At 57.8% G+C, this 17,398-nt stretch carries 17 protein-coding genes, 1 tRNA gene and 2 pseudogenes; 11 read left to right on the forward strand and 9 right to left on the reverse strand.

The genetic code is table 11. From position 1 onward, the window contains the following. The first annotated feature begins 71 nt into the window (after positions 1–71). The 5 genes from Z945_RS0118800 (at position 72) to Z945_RS0118820 (ending at position 6,098) form a co-directional block, all read left to right on the forward strand. On the forward strand, positions 72–1,676 hold the full coding sequence (locus Z945_RS0118800; RefSeq protein WP_025053637.1) for an ABC transporter substrate-binding protein: 1,605 nt from the start codon (positions 72–74) through the stop codon (positions 1,674–1,676). A gap of 12 nt (positions 1,677–1,688) precedes the next feature. After that, positions 1,689–2,645: an ABC transporter permease gene (locus Z945_RS0118805; RefSeq protein WP_025053638.1), complete on the forward strand. Its 957-nt coding sequence runs from the start codon at positions 1,689–1,691 to the stop codon at positions 2,643–2,645. Beyond that, a complete protein-coding gene (locus tag Z945_RS0118810) occupies positions 2,642–3,457 on the forward strand; it encodes an ABC transporter permease (protein WP_025053639.1) in 816 nt (271 codons plus the stop codon). Before Z945_RS0118805 ends, Z945_RS0118810 begins: the two co-directional genes overlap by 4 nt. After that, positions 3,457–5,109 (forward strand): ABC transporter ATP-binding protein, encoded by a 1,653-nt coding sequence (locus Z945_RS0118815; protein ID WP_025053640.1) that lies wholly within the window; start codon positions 3,457–3,459, stop codon positions 5,107–5,109. The genes Z945_RS0118810 and Z945_RS0118815 overlap by 1 nt, the downstream gene beginning before the upstream one ends. A gap of 152 nt (positions 5,110–5,261) precedes the next feature. After that, positions 5,262–6,098 (forward strand): alkaline phosphatase family protein, encoded by an 837-nt coding sequence (locus Z945_RS0118820; protein WP_025053641.1) that lies wholly within the window; start codon positions 5,262–5,264, stop codon positions 6,096–6,098. Between the two features lie 18 nt (positions 6,099–6,116). Here Z945_RS0118820 and Z945_RS0118825 read toward each other — a convergent pair whose 3' ends face one another. The 5 genes from Z945_RS0118825 to Z945_RS0118845 form a co-directional block, all read right to left on the reverse strand. Beyond that, positions 6,117–7,055: an alpha/beta hydrolase gene (locus tag Z945_RS0118825; RefSeq protein WP_025053642.1), complete on the reverse strand. Its 939-nt coding sequence runs from the start codon at positions 7,053–7,055 to the stop codon at positions 6,117–6,119. Next, positions 7,052–8,917 (reverse strand): acyl-CoA synthetase, encoded by a 1,866-nt coding sequence (locus Z945_RS0118830; RefSeq protein ID WP_025053643.1) that lies wholly within the window; start codon positions 8,915–8,917, stop codon positions 7,052–7,054. The genes Z945_RS0118825 and Z945_RS0118830 overlap by 4 nt, the downstream gene beginning before the upstream one ends. A gap of 198 nt (positions 8,918–9,115) precedes the next feature. Then, positions 9,116–9,547 (reverse strand): peptidoglycan-binding protein LysM, encoded by a 432-nt coding sequence (gene lysM, locus Z945_RS0118835; protein ID WP_025053644.1) that lies wholly within the window; start codon positions 9,545–9,547, stop codon positions 9,116–9,118. Between the two features lie 69 nt (positions 9,548–9,616). Further along, complete coding sequence (locus Z945_RS0118840) at positions 9,617–11,419, reverse strand: ABC transporter transmembrane domain-containing protein (protein ID WP_025053645.1); 1,803 nt, start codon at positions 11,417–11,419, stop codon at positions 9,617–9,619. A 133-nt stretch (positions 11,420–11,552) separates the two neighbouring features. Next, a tRNA-Gly gene (locus tag Z945_RS0118845) sits at positions 11,553–11,626 on the reverse strand. Positions 11,627–11,767: 141 nt separating this feature from the next. On the opposite strand from Z945_RS0118845, the gene Z945_RS20895 reads away from it, so the two are divergent. The 6 genes and pseudogenes from Z945_RS20895 to Z945_RS20905 all read left to right on the forward strand — a co-directional run bounded on the left by Z945_RS20895 (position 11,768) and on the right by Z945_RS20905 (position 14,352). Then, a complete protein-coding gene (locus tag Z945_RS20895) occupies positions 11,768–12,205 on the forward strand; it encodes an SDR family NAD(P)-dependent oxidoreductase (protein ID WP_241434532.1) in 438 nt (145 codons plus the stop codon). Positions 12,206–12,214: 9 nt separating this feature from the next. Continuing rightward, entirely contained in the window at positions 12,215–12,394 is a 180-nt protein-coding gene (locus Z945_RS20900) for a Rossmann-fold NAD(P)-binding domain-containing protein (RefSeq protein WP_241434533.1), read from the forward strand. A gap of 27 nt (positions 12,395–12,421) precedes the next feature. After that, positions 12,422–12,745 (forward strand): UPF0149 family protein, encoded by a 324-nt coding sequence (locus Z945_RS0118855; RefSeq protein WP_025053646.1) that lies wholly within the window; start codon positions 12,422–12,424, stop codon positions 12,743–12,745. A gap of 90 nt (positions 12,746–12,835) precedes the next feature. Next, positions 12,836–12,958, forward strand: coding sequence for a hypothetical protein (locus Z945_RS20980; RefSeq protein ID WP_277618922.1), 123 nt, complete (start codon positions 12,836–12,838; stop codon positions 12,956–12,958). 87 nt (positions 12,959–13,045) lie between these two features. Further along, positions 13,046–13,108: pseudogene (locus Z945_RS21050) on the forward strand (SEC-C metal-binding domain-containing protein); the annotation flags it as partial. Positions 13,109–13,779: 671 nt separating this feature from the next. Beyond that, positions 13,780–14,352: pseudogene (locus Z945_RS20905) on the forward strand (tyrosine-type recombinase/integrase). Positions 14,353–14,689: 337 nt separating this feature from the next. Here Z945_RS20905 and Z945_RS0118870 read toward each other — a convergent pair. The 4 genes from Z945_RS0118870 to ntrB are packed head-to-tail and all read right to left on the reverse strand — an operon-like array spanning position 14,690 to position 17,395. Beyond that, positions 14,690–15,154, reverse strand: coding sequence for a nuclear transport factor 2 family protein (locus tag Z945_RS0118870; protein WP_025053647.1), 465 nt, complete (start codon positions 15,152–15,154; stop codon positions 14,690–14,692). Positions 15,155–15,160: 6 nt separating this feature from the next. Beyond that, complete coding sequence (cynS, locus tag Z945_RS0118875; RefSeq protein WP_241434534.1) at positions 15,161–15,628, reverse strand: cyanase; 468 nt, start codon at positions 15,626–15,628, stop codon at positions 15,161–15,163. A gap of 17 nt (positions 15,629–15,645) precedes the next feature. Beyond that, a complete protein-coding gene (locus Z945_RS0118880; protein WP_025053649.1) occupies positions 15,646–16,551 on the reverse strand; it encodes an ABC transporter ATP-binding protein in 906 nt (301 codons plus the stop codon). 10 nt (positions 16,552–16,561) lie between these two features. Next, the gene (gene ntrB, locus Z945_RS0118885; RefSeq protein WP_025053650.1) at positions 16,562–17,395 is read right to left on the reverse strand and encodes a nitrate ABC transporter permease; all 834 of its coding nucleotides are present in this window, start codon (positions 17,393–17,395) and stop codon (positions 16,562–16,564) included. Between the last annotated feature and the right edge of the window lie 3 nt (positions 17,396–17,398).

Here is a 17,398-nt window from a genome sequence, read left to right on the forward strand (position 1 = left end):
AAATGCTTAACCTTGACTCATCAATCAATAAAATGTGCGCAAAAGCGCGATCACCTCACGGGAGACCACCTATGAACGACCAACTGAAATCCATGACCGCTGATGTGGCCAAAGGCACGATGACGCGCCGCGAATTCGTCGGCCGCGCTGCTGCCCTCGGCGTGACAGCCGCCGTTGCAAACACCATGCTCGCAAATTCCGCACAAGCGGATGGCCATGGCACACCTGTCCGCGGCGGCATGATGAGAATCGGCTCTTCGGGCGGTGAATCCACAAACACCCAAGACCCGGCACTGACAGCATCCGAAGCACCGCTGAACAACATCCGCGCTTGGGGTGAACTGCTGGTCGAAGTCGACGCGAAAGGCGAACTCGATTACCGGATGGCCGAAAGCGTCGAAGCATCTGCGGACGCCAAACAGTGGGTTTTCAAAATCCGCAAAGGCATCCCGTTCTCCAACGGCAAGGACATGACGCCGGACGACGTGCTTAAGACGATGCAGCGCCACTCAAACGAGGAGTCGAAGTCGGGTGCCCTGGGCATCATGAAGGGCATCTCTGAGATGAAGGTCGACGGTGACAACTTCATCGTCAACCTTGACACGCCCAACGCCGACCTTCCCTTCCTGATGGCCGACTATCACCTGATGATCCAGCCCGGTGGCGGCATGGACGATCCGGGTGCCGCAATCGGTACCGGTGCCTATACGCTTGAGATTGACGAACCCGGTGTGCGCCACGCCTTCAAACGCCGTGATGATTACTGGGACGCAGATAACCGTGGTTTCGCAGATGAGATTGAACAGCTGGTGCTGAACGATGCCACCGCGCGTACCGCCGCTTTGCAGTCCGGTCAGGTCCACATTATCAATCGCGTCGACCCCAAGGTTGCTGCCCTGCTCGACCGTGCGCCGAACCTGCGTGTTGAATCCGTCGCCGGCCGTGGCCACTATGTATTTATCGCGCATAAAGACACCGCACCTTTCGACAACAACGACGTGATGCTTGCGCTGAAATACGCCATCAACCGCGACGAGATGGTCGACAAAATCCTGCGCGGCTATGGCACCAAAGGCAACGACATGCCGATCAACGCGGCCTACCCGCTGTTTGACGACACCATCCCGCAGCGTGAGCACTCCATCGAAAAGGCCAAAGAGCATTACGCGAAATCCGGCCACGACGGCTCGCCAATTGTGCTGCGCGTATCCGATGGTGCCTTCCCCGGCGCGGTCGATGCCGCGGCCCTGTTCCAGCAGTCCGCGCAAGCCGCCGGTATTCCGCTGGAAATCAAGCGTGAGCCTAACGACGGGTATTGGTCCGAGGTCTGGAACGTACAACCCTTCTGCGCCTCTTACTGGGGTGGTCGTCCGGTGCAGGACCAGATGTACTCAACGGCCTACCTGTCGACCGCAGACTGGAACGACACCCGTTGGAAGCGCCCGGAGTTTGACGAAATGCTCAACGCGGCCAAGGCCGAGCTGGACAACGCCAAGCGCAAGGAAATCTATTCCAAAATGGGCCGTATGCTGAACGAAGAAGGTGGTCTGATCCTGCCGATGTTCAACGACTTTGTGAATGGTGTGTCCAACAACATCGGCGGTTGGGCTAACGATCCGAACGGTCCTGTGATGAACAACAAATCACACATTAAATGCTGGGTGATGGACGCTTAAGGCGGCCTGATCATGCACCCCATCCTAAAACTGATAGCTCAGCGCGTTGCGCTGGGCTTGATGCTCCTCTTCGCAGCATCCATCCTTATCTTCGGCGGCACGATGATGCTGCCCGGCGACGTGGCCCAGCAAATCCTTGGCCAGTCCGCGACCCCCCAAAGTCTTGCAAACCTGCGCGAAAGCCTCGGCTTGAACGAACCCGCCATCAGCCGCTATTTCAGCTGGCTCGGCGGTTTTCTTCAAGGCGATCTGGGCACAGCCCTCACCAATGGCCGCGATATCGGCGAAAGCATCAGTGGACGGCTGGGCAACACGCTGTTCCTGGCCTTCTGGGCGGCTGTCATTTCAGTTCCCCTGGCAATTTTCCTTGGCCTGCTGGCGGTTCGCTACAAAGACCGCATTCCTGACAAGCTGATTTCGGCGGTCACCCTCACCACCATCTCGATCCCCGAATTCATGATCGGCTATGTGTTGATCTATTGGATTTCGATCAAACTGGGCTGGTTCTCTTCTGTCGCGATCATCAACGACAGCATGACGCTTGGCCAAAAGCTCAACGCGATTGCGATCCCCGTGATGGTGCTGACCCTTGTGGTGTTGGCGCATATGATGCGCATGACCCGGGCCGCAATTCTGAATGTGATGCAATCGGCCTATATCGAAACGGCCGAGCTTAAGGGCATGGGAATGCTCAAGATCATCCGCAAACACGCCTTTCCTAACGCCATCGCGCCCATTGTGAATGTGGTAATGCTGAACCTCGCCTACCTGGTTGTCGGGGTTGTCGTGGTCGAGGTGGTCTTTGCCTATCCTGGCATGGGGCAATACCTCGTCGACCATGTTGCCAAACGCGATGTGCCGGTGGTGCAGGCCTGCGGTCTGATCTTTGCTGCCGTCTACATCGGACTGAACCTGATCGCGGACATTGTGTCGATCCTTGCCAATCCAAGACTTCGGCACCCAAAATGAAAAACATCCCGCTTGCCGCCCTCATCGGCCTTTTCTTCACCGGCCTCTTCTTCCTCATGGCCCTTTTCGCCCCCCTGATCGCTCCTTACGGCATGGCCGAAGTTGTGGGCGACGTTTGGGAACCCTCCTCGAGCGAGTTCCTGCTGGGAACCGACAGCATCGGTCGCGATCTGCTGACGCGCTTGATCTATGGCGGACGCACCACGATCTTCATCGCGACCATGGCCACTTTGCTCAGTTTTACACTCGGCTCCATCCTCGGCTTCTTTGCTGCTGTATCGGGTGGCTGGGTCGATCAGGCCATCAGCCGTTTTGTCGACCTTATCATGTCGATCCCGTCGCTCATCTTTGCCTTGGTGGTCCTGTCGGTCATGCCGACCACGACAACCATTCTGATCCTTCTGATGGGCTTGCTTGATTCCACCCGCGTCTACCGCCTCGCGCGGGCAGTCGCCGTGGACATCACCGTGATGGACTATGTCGAAGCGGCCCGTCTGCGTGGCGAAAAGATTGGCTGGATCATCTTTCGCGAAACGCTGCCCAACGCGCTGTCGCCGCTGGTCGCTGAAATGGGCCTGCGCTTTATCTTCGCGGTGCTCTTCATCTCGACGCTCAGCTTCCTGGGCCTTGGCGTACAGCCGCCGATGGCCGACTGGGGCGGCATCGTGAAAGAGAACAAAGAAGGCATCAACTACGGCATCCAGGCCGCGCTTTACCCGGCCTATGCCATCGCGATCCTCTGCATCTCGATCAATCTTGTGGCCGACTGGATCCTGCACCGGACAACATCCCTCAAGGGAGGACGTGGCTGATGTCAGAAGCCCCAAGCGACACCCCTCTTCTCAAAGTGCGTGGCCTCAAGATCGGCGCTACCGTCTATCCCACTGGTGAGCGCCCCCGCCCCATCGAAATCGTTCATGGGATCGATTTTGATCTGGCACCGGGCAAGGTGCTGGGCCTGATCGGTGAATCCGGAGCTGGCAAATCCACCATCGGTCTGGCAGCGATGGCGTATGGCCGCGGAGGCGTGGAAATCACGGGTGGCGAAGTCACTGTGAACGGCCGCGACATCCTGAAATCCGGCCTGCGCGACGTGCGCAAACTGCGCGGAGGCGAGGTTACATATGTCTCGCAATCTGCCGCTGCGTCTTTCAATCCGGCGAAGCGGATCATGGAGCAAGTGACCGAAGCTGCGATCTTTCAGAACAAGTTCTCCAAGAAGGAAGCCGAGGAACGCGCGGTGGATCTCTTCCGCAAGCTCGGCCTGCCCGATCCCGAAAACATCGGCTCGCGCTATCCGCATCAGGTCTCGGGCGGCCAGTTGCAGCGTTGCATGACAGCCCTTGCGTTGTGTCCGCAACCCGATCTGGTGGTCTTTGACGAACCGACGACGGCCCTCGACGTGACCACCCAGATCGACGTGCTCGCAGCGATCAAGGAAGCGATCCGCGACACCGGCGTTGCCGCCCTTTATATCACCCATGACCTCGCCGTGGTGGCGCAGGTCAGCGATCACATCATGGTGCTGCAACAAGGCACAATGGTCGAATACGGCACCACCGACCAGATCATCAACGACCCGCAAGAAGAATACACGCAGGCGCTTGTCTCCGTGCGCTCTATCAAACACATCGAGAAAGAGCCGACCGACACGCCGCTGCTGCGGGTTGAGAACATCACCGCCCGTTATCGGGGCACCGATTTTGATGTGTTGAAAGGCATCAACGTCGAGCTTCACCCCGGTCAGACCCTCGCGATTGTTGGCGAATCCGGTTCGGGTAAATCGACGCTGGCCCGCGTCATCACCGGGCTGCTTCCGCCCTCTGACGGTACGATCACCTTCGACGGGCGCACCCTGTCGCCGGACCTGTCCACCCGCAGCCTCGAAGATCTGCGCGAGTTGCAGATGATCTATCAAATGGCCGACACCGCGATGAACCCGCGCCAGACGGTCGGCACCATCATCGGGCGTCCGCTTGAGTTTTACTTTGGCCTCAGGGGCAAGGCAAAACAGACCCGTATCCAAGAACTGCTGGACGAGATCGAACTGGGCGAAGGGTTTCAGGACCGCTATCCGGCGGAACTGTCCGGCGGGCAGAAACAACGCGTCTGCATCGCCCGCGCGCTTGCGGCCAAACCCAAGCTGATCATCTGTGATGAGGTCACCAGCGCGCTTGATCCGCTGGTCGCGGACGGCATCCTGAAACTGCTGTTGAAGCTGCAAAAGATCGAGGATGTTTCGTTTCTTTTCATCACCCATGATCTGGCCACGGTCAAAGCCATCGCAGACAGCATCGCTGTGATGTTCCAGGGCGAAGTCGTGCGTTACGGCCCTAAATCGCAGGTCTTGTCCCCGCCCTTCGACGCCTATACCGATTTGCTTTTGTCCTCCGTCCCTGAGATGAAAATCGGCTGGCTGGAAGAGGTGATCGAACACCGCCGTATGGAGAGTGCCGGCAACTGATCCGCTGCCGGACTTCTACCGTACACTGACCGCCGGAGAAGCAACGGTTCATCGTGGTGACGACGCTGTCTTTTAGCGTCACTCAACTGCTTAAGCGTTGCACCTGCGCACCGGCTCATCCACCATGAGCACAGCAAAAACCGGAGCCTGCAATGGACAACAAACTTCTGCTGATCATCCTTGATGGTGTCCCCTACCGCAATTTCCGCCGGCTGTTTGGTAATTTGGAAGGCTGGGTCGACAATGGCGATGCCCGCGTCTGGAAACACCGCGCTGTGCTGCCCTCCATTTCAGCCGCCTGCTATGCGTCGATCCACACTGGCGTCGCTCCGGCAGAACATGGCTGTACCGGCAACGGCAATGTATTTCGGTTGAAACACGATGATGTTTTCGCCCAGACCCGCAAGGCAGGCGGCGTCACTGGTGCCGTCGCGCACAGCTTCTGGTCCGAGTTCTTTAACCGCCATCCCTTTGATTACGTCCGCGATATTGAATACGACGAGCCGGACAGCAGCACCATCAACCACGGTCGGTTTCATACAATGACAGGCTATGGGCTGGTCAACCAGATGACGCCCTCGGACGTCGACCTGTTCGCAACCCTGACCAACCTTTGCCTGCGCTTTGGCCTGAATTACGGGATGCTGCACACCTGCACGCTGGACAGCATGGGCCACCGGTTTTTCCACGACTGTCAGGAAATAGATCATGCCTGCGCCGTGATGGACGAGATGCTGGCACCCTTCATCCCACAATGGCTGGCGGCGGGATACGAGGTGATCGTGACCGCCGACCACGGGCAGGACGAGCGCGGACATCACGGGGGACGTGGAGCTTTGCAGCAGGAAACTGCGCTCTACTACTTCGGCCCCGCCGAAGGCCCGCCAGAGGATACCGTGATCGACCAGAGGCAACTGGCCCCCACGATCCTGTCACGCCTGGGTGCGGCACCCGCCAGCACGATGAAGCAAAAAAGCTTTCTGACCTAAACGGGTGACAAGCTCACCCTAAGCATAGGGCCAATCGCCTTTGCCGAGGGCCGCAACCCCACCGACGACCCGATCGAAAAACCCCGCAGCCCGCGCCGACATGTTTCGTGCGCGCAGACAGGCATGGACCATACCTGCCTCGTTGAACCACACCGCCTGCCCGCCTGCGGATAGCAGCGCATCACGGTAGGCACCGCCGTCGCTGGCCAGCGGGTCACATTCTGCTGTGATCAATACAGTCGGTGGTAGGCCGCTGAAATCGCTGTCTTTCAAAGGCGCAAAACGCGGATCATTCTCATGACTTGCATCACCGCCTGACCGGACCTCGCGATAGAAATCAAGATCAGTCACCGTCAGCTGCGGGGCCTCGGCATGGGTGACATACGACCCTTGGCTCTGGTCCCCGCCCAGCCCCGGATAGATCAGCACCTGCCCGACGATCCGTCCCGCCACACGTCCCCGCGCATGGTGTGCAACAGCCGCCGCCAGATTTCCGCCCGCACTGTCGCCACACAGAACAACGACACCGCTCCGCGCGGCAGTGATCCCCACAAAAGCGGACCATGCATCGTTGAAACACCCAGGAAAGACGGTTTCAGGTGCCAGCGCATAGTCCACTGAAATCACATCAAACCCCGTGCGAGCGCAAAGCTCTGCACATATGTCATCGTGGCTTTCCAAACCACCGACCACAAAGCCCCCGCCATGATAGTAAATCACCGTTGGCCCGACATCGCCGCTGGTGTAGTGGCGGCACGCCACCCCGCCAAAATCCACATCCTGCGATGTGACCCCGGCAGGGCGTTGGGCGTGGAACACGCGGCACATGATGTCATAGGCCGCGCGTTGATCTGCAATTGACATCTCGACAGAATCCGGCGGATAGGCCGCATCAAGCCGCGCGATATACGCCCATGTCTCAGCGTCGATCAGCGCGGCATAATCGGGTGCGCTCAAGCGGCGTCCCATGGTGTGTTGAAGTCGCCCAGCGCGCCATTCACATCTGCATCGGAAGCACCATGCATTGCCAGTTTGGCCACCAAACCACGTTTCTTGTCGTCAATTACATGGTCCACGCGGGCTGAGAGACCAGCCTTTTCAAGAGCTTGATCAAAGATCCGCGTAATCGCATGTTTGCGCAAATCGGGCTTGAAGATCTTGCCCACCGCCGTCTTCGGCAGCTCATCCATGATGGTGATATGCTTGGGCTGTGCTGCGCGTTCCTTGACGTGCTCGGTGCAATAGGCAAGCAGTTCGTCCTCGGTGACGGAGGCACCTTCCACCAATTCCACAAAGGCACAGGGCAGTTCGCCCGCATGGGCATCAGGCTGGCCGATCGCACCGGCAAAGCTAACCGCATCATGGCCCAAAAGCGCCTCTTCGATCTCGGCGGGATCAATGTTGTGACCGCCACGGATGATCAGGTCTTTGGAACGGCCCGTGATCCACAGATAACCATCGCTGTCCACGCGGCCCAGATCGCCCGTGCGCAGGAATTTACCGTCGTGGTACAGGTCTTTGTTCTTCTCGGCTTCGGTGTAGGTATTGCCGACATAGACGCCGGGATTGGACACGCAAATTTCGCCCACCTCGTCGACAGCAACTTCCTTGCCATTGTTGACGATTTTGACTTCGGTATAGGGAAACGGAATGCCGATCGAGCCGATTTTCTTCAATCCGTCGACAGGGTTACCCGAAACCAAGCACGTGGCCTCTGTCATACCGTAGCCTTCGACGATGGTCATGCCGGTGGTTTTTTCAAACCGTTTGAACAACTCCATAGGTAGGGGCGCAGAGCCGGAGAAAGCCGTCTTCACGCTTGAGATATCGGCATTGACCGGACGCTGCATGGTCGCGGCCAGCGCTGTCGGGACAGAGACCACAAAAGTCACCTTGTAACGCTCTACCAGCTTCCACAGGTTATCGAAAACACCTTCGCCACGGTAGCCCTGCGGCGTGGGGAACACCACATGCGCACCGGAGGCCACGGCCCCCATCAACATCACCTGACAGGCCATCACATGGAACAGGGGCAGCGGGCAAAGCATCACGTCATCAGCGCTCAGCAGCGTTTCCGCACCGACCCAGCCGTTATAGATCGCGCCGGAATAGAGGTGCTGCGCGACCTTGGGCATGCCGGTGGTGCCGCCGGTGTGGAAATAGAACCCAACACGGTCTTCCTGCACGTCCTCAAAAGCCAGCGTAGTGCCGTGTTTTGCCATCTCGGCGTTAAAGTTCATGTATTTGGCTTGGTTGCCCACCAACCCCTTGGGCCGGATCAGTGGCACGATCCATGATTTCGGTGGCGTCAGATAACGCACCAAATCAACTTCGAGCACCGTGTGCACGCCCGGTGCCAGCTTGACCGCCTCAGCCGTTTTCTCGGCCACATCCGTCTTGGGGAAAGGCCGCAGGGTCACGACAATCGACGCGCCCGTTTCGCGAAGGATGGAGCCGATCTGTTCGGGGTCGAGCAGCGGATTGATTGGCTGTGCAATGCCGGCAACAGCGCCGCCCAGCAGGGTCAGCACAGTCTCGTTACAATTGGGGAGCACATAGGCGACCACATCCTTGGGACCGATCCCAAGATCGCGGAACATGTTCGCCGCCTGCGTGACCTTGCCGTGCAGCTGTTTCCAGGTGAAGGTTTCAGCCTTGTCCTTCGGACCCGACAGGATCTGATACGAGATCGCATTGTGGTTCGGAAACTTGTCGGTTGTCTGCGTCAATTGCCCATAAAGCGTCTTTGGCACATCGCGGTCTTCCCACGGCATTTGGGCCTCAATCGCAGCGCGGTCTTCCATCCCGGCGTATGTCATGTCTTTCCTCCCCTATAGCCCTTTTCGGGCCGATTTTTATGGCTTTTCACAAGATGCGGTGAATTCACCTTTTTCGCAAGCATTGGTAAAGGCAGAACGCCGCGTCACCTAAGGGCCTGCCATATGAAAGGCCGTCGCACCGAATGGATGCGACGGCCCTAAGACGATCTATGCTACCGGTTGCCCGGCGATACCGGATCAGGCGGCGGGAATCCGCAGGACCTGCCCAGGATAGATCTTGTCGGGGTGCGTCAACATCGGCTTGTTCGCCTCAAAGATCTCAGGGTAGCGGGACGCTTTGCCCAATGTCTTTTGTGCAATCGCCGACAGGGTGTCGCCACTCTCGACGGTGTGGAAGGTCGCTTCACCCTCGCCGCCTTCAATCTGGTCGTCCACTGCGGCCACGCCTTCGACGTTGCCCACAGCCAAAATGACTTTCTCTTTCATCTCTTGGCTGACAGCCTTGCCGCTGACCTTGACCTGATCGCCCTCGACCTTGATGTCGAGCCCTTCGGCATCCAGACCCAGATCTTTCAACTCGTCCTGAAGGGCGGCACCCGATACTTCCGCATCATCGTCGCCGCCAAAGACCTTCTTGCCGGCCCCTTTAACAAAACTCCACAAACCCATGTTGGTTCTCCCCATTTGGTGTTTCCGTGCGCAGTATGAGCACCTGCCACTGCAAAACAAAAGGGGGAATTATTCTGCGGCAATCCCATCGGTGAATTGCAGGCGGGCCAGACGTGCGTAAAGCCCGCCCTTTGCAACCAGTTCGTCGTGGGTCCCTGTGGCAACCACGCGGCCTGCTTCCAGAACCACGATGCGGTCGGCTTTCTTTACCGTCGCCAGACGGTGCGCAACGATCAGCGTGGTGCGGTTTTCGCTTAGCAGGTCCACCGCTTGCTGCACCGCGCGTTCGCTTTCGGCGTCAAGCGCACTTGTTGCCTCATCCAGCAGCAGCACCGGTGCGTCGCGCAGGATGGCGCGTGCAATAGCGATACGTTGTTTCTGACCGCCCGACAGCATCACACCGCGTTCCCCGAAATAGGCATCATAGCCATCCGGAAGTGCGGTGATAAACTCATGCGCAGCGGCGGCTTTCGCAGCAGCCTCAACTTCGGCATCGGTGGCCCCAAGACGACCAAAGCGGATGTTCTCGGCCGCGCTGGCGGCAAAGATCACCGGATCCTGTGGCACAAGCGCGATGGATTGGCGAAACGCGGAACGGCCCAAGTCACGCAGGTCAACACCATCCAACGTGATGCGACCTGCTTGCGGGTCATAAAACCGTTGGATCATCTGGATGATCGTGGTCTTGCCCGCCCCCGAGGGTCCGACAAAGGCCACCGTTTCACCCGGTGCGATGTTCAGGCTGACGCCATCCAGTGCTGCGATGGCAGGGCGTGCAGGGTAAGAGAAATGAACGTCTTCAAAAGCGATATGACCCTGCACCGGTTGCGGCAACACCGCCCCCGCGTCAGGGTCGCGCACGGTGTCCTCGGTTTCCAGCAGTTCGACCAACCGCTCTGTCGCACCTGCGGCCCGCTGCAATTCACCCCAGATTTCCGACAGGGCGGCCACGGCTCCTGCCACCATCACCGCATAAATCACGAACTGGATCAAAGCGCCGGGCGTCATATCGCCCAGCCGCACATCACGGGCCCCGATCCAAAGCACGCCTACGATACCGCAAAACGTCAGGAAGATCACTATCACCGTCATGAAGGCACGGATCCTGATCCGTGTCTTGGCCGCGGCAAAGGAGCTTTCAGTGATCTGGGAGAATTGCGCGCGGCTGGCGTTCTCGTGGGTGAAGGCCTGCACAGTCTGCACCGCTGACAGGCTCTCGGACGCATTGCCCGAGGAGGCCGCGATCCAGTCTTGGGTTTCGCGGCTAAGCACGCGCATCCGCCGACCCAATGTCAGGATCGGGACAATGACTGCCGGTACAATCAGCAGCACAAGCCCTGACAGTTTGGCGGAGGTCAGCAGCATCAGCACCAGCCCCCCCAGGAATATCAGCAGGTTGCGAAGCGCAATTGAAACGGACGACCCGATCACCGATTGAATAAGCGTGGTGTCTGTGGTGATCCGGCTCAGCACCTCACCCGTCATAATGCGTTCATAGAACGCCGGGCTCATTCCGATCACACGGTCAAATACGGCCTTGCGGATATCAGCCACGACACGCTCGCCCAAAAGTGTCACAAGCGCATAGCGCAAGGCAGTGCCCACGGCCAACAACCCGGCAATGGCAAGGGCTGCCATAAAATATTGGTCCAACAGAGCCGCATCTGACGTGCTGAAGTTATCGACCACTCGCCGCACCGCCAAAGGCAGCGTCAAGGATACCATCGCAGTCAACACCAGTGCAAGACCGGCCGCGATCACCAATTTTCGGTAAGGCCAAAGGAACGGAGCCAATGCTTTCAGCGCTCTGAAATTGCGCGACTTCTCGCGTTCTTCCGTGGAGTTCGGTGCAGGGGCAGGCGCGCGTGCCATAAACGATCCTCAAGTAGTCGTGCGGGCGTGATGACGCGACAGCGCGGCGGGGTCAAGCGTCACAGATGTCACAGCGCTGCTGCACAGTTTGTCGAAAGCCTGACACAAAATGCGGTTTGGAAAAGGGAGCTCCTGGAGCGGGCGGCGGGAATCGAACCCGCGTCATCAGCTTGGAAGGCTGAGGTCTTACCATTACACAACGCCCGCTCGGCGTGATACGACCTATGTCATGCTCGTTCTGAGGTCAAGTATGTGGTAAACACTGGGGAAGGAATTTCGATGACCAGACCGATTGCTGTGATCATAGGCGTAAGGGATGGGCAGTGAGCCGCGCTGGTGAGAAACCTGATGGCGGATTATTCTTTGACCCTTGCGGCATGCAGCGCGGACAAGATGCAGTCTCTGGCCGACGAAACGGGTGCCCGCACTGTTCTGTTGGATGCGACGGACGAACACGCTGTTGCGGCCCTGTTCGATGAGCTGCCGGACGCGCCGCGGGTTGCAATCTACAACCCCTCTGCGAGCGTACGCGGGCCGATCAGCGATCTGTCAGTGGAAGACGTTAGACTGGCTGTCGATGTAAAAGCGATAGGCTCTTTTTTGACCGGCAAATACGCCGCGAGACGGATGCTCAAAGCGGATCCGATCGACGGTACCAGAGGCAAAATCCTGTTCACTGGTGCTTCGGCGGGTGTCAAAGGCTTCCCGCAGTCTGCCCCCTTTGCCATGGGCAAGTTCGCTCAACGCGGGCTGGCCGAAAGCATGGCACGAGAGCTGCATCCTTAGGGCGTACATGTGGCCTGGATTAACATCGACGGCGGCATCCTCAACCCTAGCCGAACCGAGCCCAACGACAAACCTGGCTCCATGCTGCGTCCGGACGCGATTGCCCCTACCTACCGTCACCTGATTGACCAAGACCGTAGTGCGTGGTCAAACGAAGTCGCCGTGCGCCCGTGGGTCGAAAAATTCTAGGCGGATCTTGAGGGCAAGAAGCTGAATATGCTGACCGAAGACGAACTGGGCCAACTGAATTCACTGCTGCTGCCCCATACGGATGAACACGGCATGCTTCTCGGCGAGTTTGACGGCCTCTGTACAGGACTCATCGTATGTCCGGAGATGGTAATGCCCGGTAAGTGGTTGCCCTGCGTCTGGGGCAGCATTCCTGAGCGCTACGAACCCCTGGAAGACGTACAGGCCGCGATGGACCTCATTATGCGGCATTACAACGACGTGGCACTTTCCCTGACCCCGCCCGTAATTGAATACGGCGCTCTCTATGATGAGGATAAACGGACGGGGGAGATCCTCTGGGAGTGGTGATGTGGCTTTGAGCACGCGCTGCGACTGCGTCCGGACACTTAGAAACGCATCGTTGAAAGCGAAGACGAAGCAGCGGCCTCTTCCATCAACATGATGCTTGCACTCTACAACATCGCCGGCGGTCAGAGCGTTCTACCAAACGCTTCGATCAAGGCACTGATGAAAGAGGCCCCCGACCCTATCCCGAACCTGGTTCTGGCGATCAACGACTAGACGAAATCAGGTCTGATAGACGCACCCTTGCCCGCATGGTCAGCGGCAATTCAACCCCATGCCCCGGCCTAGGGAAATAAAGTCGGCAGAAACGCCCCATGCCCCTGCGGCTCAGGCCGCAAGTATAAGCGATATTGTGGGGCCAACTGAAAACTTTAGTCTCTTTGCAAACTGTCAGGCTCGAACCTGCGCAGGTGAACAATTAGTTTGTTGACACCTCAGGCAGAGACCTTGTGTCCGTCCTGCTCTGCCGAGCTCTGGCCACCAAAAATGCTGCACAACACATGAATGGCCGGTCTGACGGGACGCGCCGCAGCGGTGCCACGGTGTAGTCAATGGCAGCAAAGGGCCGTTGGTGTCGTTGGGGCGCGCCTACGTGAAGGGCGGAAACCGGATCTTAGCTGCACCTGCAAAACATCATTTTGCAGATCGGTGAAAGCGGTCATTCGAGACCCCGAAAGCCTTACCAACCATGCTGCGCCAGCCATCAAGGTCAGCTATGCGCAGGAAGTGACCTTAGCAAAGTTTGGGCAGTTTACCGAAAGCGCCTATTCATGCTTATTGCAGCGAATGCCGGATGAGAGCCCAACCTGTGAATTCGGAATTCTCGCTGCATGCGCGCGCAGCGAGAAGATCGCCGCATATGCAAAGTGCATTGCGACATTCTGCAACCGAGGAAGCGGCCGTTCAGGATATGCTACGTTTCGGCAGTCAGCGCTGTGCTGATGCGTGGTCGCGGAGGGTGGAGTGGAGGGCAAATCATGCCAAGAGTTCAACTTCCCGCAACCACGCCGAGACGCAGAGCCTGAAACAAAGGGCGTATCATCGGCCAAAAACGGCCGTTGCTTCCTAAGCAAGTATGGGCGATCCGCGCACGTCTAGAACTTGCGGGCAGCCTCAGAGACCTGACATTGTTCAATGTCGCGATCGACGGCAAGCTGCATGGCTGCGATTTGGTCAAACTCGCGGTAAACGATCTTGTTAAGGATGAGCGCGTTCGCGAAAGGGTTTCGATTATCCAGAGCAAAACCAAGCGCCCCGTTCAGTTTGAACTAACGGAACACACGTGCGAGTCGGTACTAACGTGGGTCAAGTCATCAGAGATGTTCGCCTGCCGGTTCTTGTTTCCCAGCCGGTTCAACGACCGGCCACACATATCGACGCGCCAGTATGGCCGGATTGTACGCGATTGAGTGACCGCGATTGGCCTAGAGCCGAGCGGTTACGGCACGCACTCGTTGCGCAGAACTAAGGCTGCGGAAATATATCGCAAAACTGGCAATCTCCGAGCCGTCCAATTGCTGCTTGGCTACACAAAGGTCGACAGCACTGTTCGATATTTCGGCGTCGAACTCGAAGATGCACTGAGTATCGCAGAGCGTATCGATATTTGAGTCAACTTGGCCAACGGTCCTGCCGTTCGCCATCTCAAAGCGGCCGCCAGCCCCTTACGCGGCGTTGATCGGTGTTGGACCCAGCCTGTGAATTCGAGTTTCTCGCTGCCCGCACACTCAGCAACAAGATCTTAGCAATTTCGCAATGTTGAGTACTGCGGGGCAACCGCTATTCTTTCGTTTGACACAGCTTCAGGACGGAAATGTCGAGTTGCGGACCAAGAAGCCAAGCACAGAAATGTGACGCGGTCATGGCACGCATTGGCGTCAGCGTCCAAAGGCGGTGGATATTTACAGTAAAGTTGGCGATCTTCGGGCTGGCCTGCTGGCTGGTTCTTTATAGGCCCAGATCCGACAATCCAGCATGAACTACCGGCCGTGGTCCGTGAGGCCATTGAAACAGCCTTTCTGACTCTGCGATTGCGACGTCATTGATCGACGCGTGGCGTACGGCCATGTAGCCCTCAGCGTCAAATTCCCAATTCTCGTTGCCGTGTGCGCGGTACCAATTGCCATCCGCGTCGTGGTATTCGTAGCAAAAGCGCACGGCGATGCGGTTTTCGCCATGCGACCAAATTTCTTTGATTAGCCGGTACCCATTTTCTTGCGACCACTTGCGGGTCAGAAAATCGCGCACCTCGTCACTACCATTCAGGAATTCAGAGCGGTTGCGCCACTTTGTGTCTGGTGTGTAGGCCAGCGACACCTTTTCAGGATCACGCGTATTCCACGCATCCTCTGCCATACGAACTTTCTTGACCGCATTGTCGTAGGAAGAGGGCGGCACTGGCTTACGGGTCATTGCTGATTACCAGCTGTTGTAGCCAAGGTATTTGCCCGACATTTCGACCTTTACGCGGTCACCCTTCGGGTTCTCCACTCGAGTCACCGTCATATCAAAGTCGATGGCAGACATAATGCCGTCGCCGAATTTTTCCTGGATCAGCGCCTTGAGGGTCGGCCCGTATACGCCGACGATTTCATAGAAACGATAGATGCACGGATCCGTCGGCACCGCTTGTTCCCAAATCTTCGTGGGGCTTTCCGCCAGCACGCTTTCAGCCTCTTGCGGCAGGCCCATGACACTGACCATCAGCTTGGCCTTTTCGGGCGAGAAGGCGTTCATTCCCATAGCGGCAGAGTGAGTCCAGACTGGGGACATGTCGATCTTTTCGGCGATCTCTTCCCATGTAAGGCCAGCCTGTTTCTTGGCCGACAGGATCATGGCGGTGACGTCTTCTTTGGTCATCATCTCAGTCATTACGAGGTCTTTCATGTTGTTCTCCTCCAATCTTAGCTGTTGACCGCCTTGAGGGCGGGTCGTTTGTCTTCGGGGTCTTCTGCAGGGTCTGCCAGATCGATCCGAACAGTTTCGGGTGCATTGGTCTGGCCGGCCTCTGTTGGCTGTCCAGCCAGTTCCTTTGATCGCTTGCCAAGGAACTGGACCAAATGATTTCGGATCGCATAGTAGTTGGGGTGTTCCACGATTTCGGTCCGGTTGCGCGGGCGCGGAATGGTGATTTCAACGCTTTCCGCCACGCGTGCATTCGGCCCGTTCGTCATTAGCAGGATGCGGTCGGCCAGCAGGATTGCTTCATCGATGTCATGGGTGATCATGAAGACTGTTTGCTCCATCTGGCCCCAGATTTTCAGAAGCTCATCCTGAATTGTCCCGCGTGTTAGCGCATCGAGGGCGCCGAAAGGCTCATCCAGGAGCAGCAACTTGGGATGGTTGGCGAAGGCCCGTGCAATAGACACCCGCTGGCGCATGCCGCCCGACAACTGGCTCGGTTTGCGGTGGATCACATCGCCCTCAAGCCCCACCATCGCAAGAAACTTGGTGGCGTGTTCTTCGACTTGGCTTTTGGTCCATTCAGGATGGCGCGCTTTCACGCCGAACATGACGTTCTTCAACGTCGTGAGCCACGGCAGCAACGAGTAGTTCTGGAACACTACCCCACGGTCAAGGCTTGGTCCCTTGACCTCTTGGCCATCCATAATCACAGCGCCGCTGGTCGGGTCGGCCAGACCCGCGAGGATGTTCATGATCGTAGATTTGCCGCAGCCAGAATGGCCAAGGATCACTACGAACTCGCCTTTCTCGACACCGAACGAGGCGTTTTCGAAGACGGTTAGCTCGCCGCCGGCACCGTCCGGGAACCGTTGGGTCAGCTTCTCGATACTTAGATACGGTTTCATGAGATGCCCTTTATTCGGCGTAGGTGACACGGCGCTGCAGCACGCCGAACATCGCGTCCAGAAGCATGCCCACCACACCGATAACGAGGATTGAGAAAACGACGGAGGTCAGATCGAGGTTGTTCCATTCGTTCCACACGTAGTAGCCGATCCCGGTCCCACCGACGAGCATCTCTGCCGCCACAATCACCAGCCACGCGATGCCGATGGAAATCCGCATACCTGTCAGGATAGTTGGTGCCGCAGCGGGCAGGATCACGGTGAAAGCAGTCTTGATTGGGCCAAGTTCGTGGGTGCGGGCCACGTTGACCCAGTCTTCCCGAACACCTGCCACGCCAAAGGCGGTGTTGATCAGCATGGGCCAGATCGAACAGATAAAGATCACAAAAATCGCAGAGGCTTCACTGTCACCAATGATGAACAATGCAAGCGGCATCCACGCGAGCGGGGAGATGGGCCGCAGCACCTGAATGAACGGGTTGAACGCCTTGTAGGCGACCTGACTCATCCCAATCAGGAAACCGAACGGAATGGCGATCAGGGCAGCAAGGAAATAGCCGGTCAGCACCCGGTAGATCGAGTATCCGATCTGTATGCCAATGCCTTTATCGTTCGGCCCGGCATCATAGAACGGATTACTCAACTGCTCCCACGCCTTGGCGAAAACCTGGCTGGGCGGTGGAACGCCAGCCTTGGGCGCGCCTGCGCCGGTCAATATTTCGTATTCCGTCAGCTCTTCTACGGCTTTTTGCGCGGGTATCGCGGCCTCCCATATCAGGAGGCCGACAACCAACATCAGAACGGATAACAAAGCCGCACGTTGGTTCAGTGAGAGGGTGCCCATGAA

This window comes from Sulfitobacter noctilucae (genome assembly GCF_000622365.1).
Taxonomy (GTDB): domain Bacteria; phylum Pseudomonadota; class Alphaproteobacteria; order Rhodobacterales; family Rhodobacteraceae; genus Sulfitobacter; species Sulfitobacter noctilucae.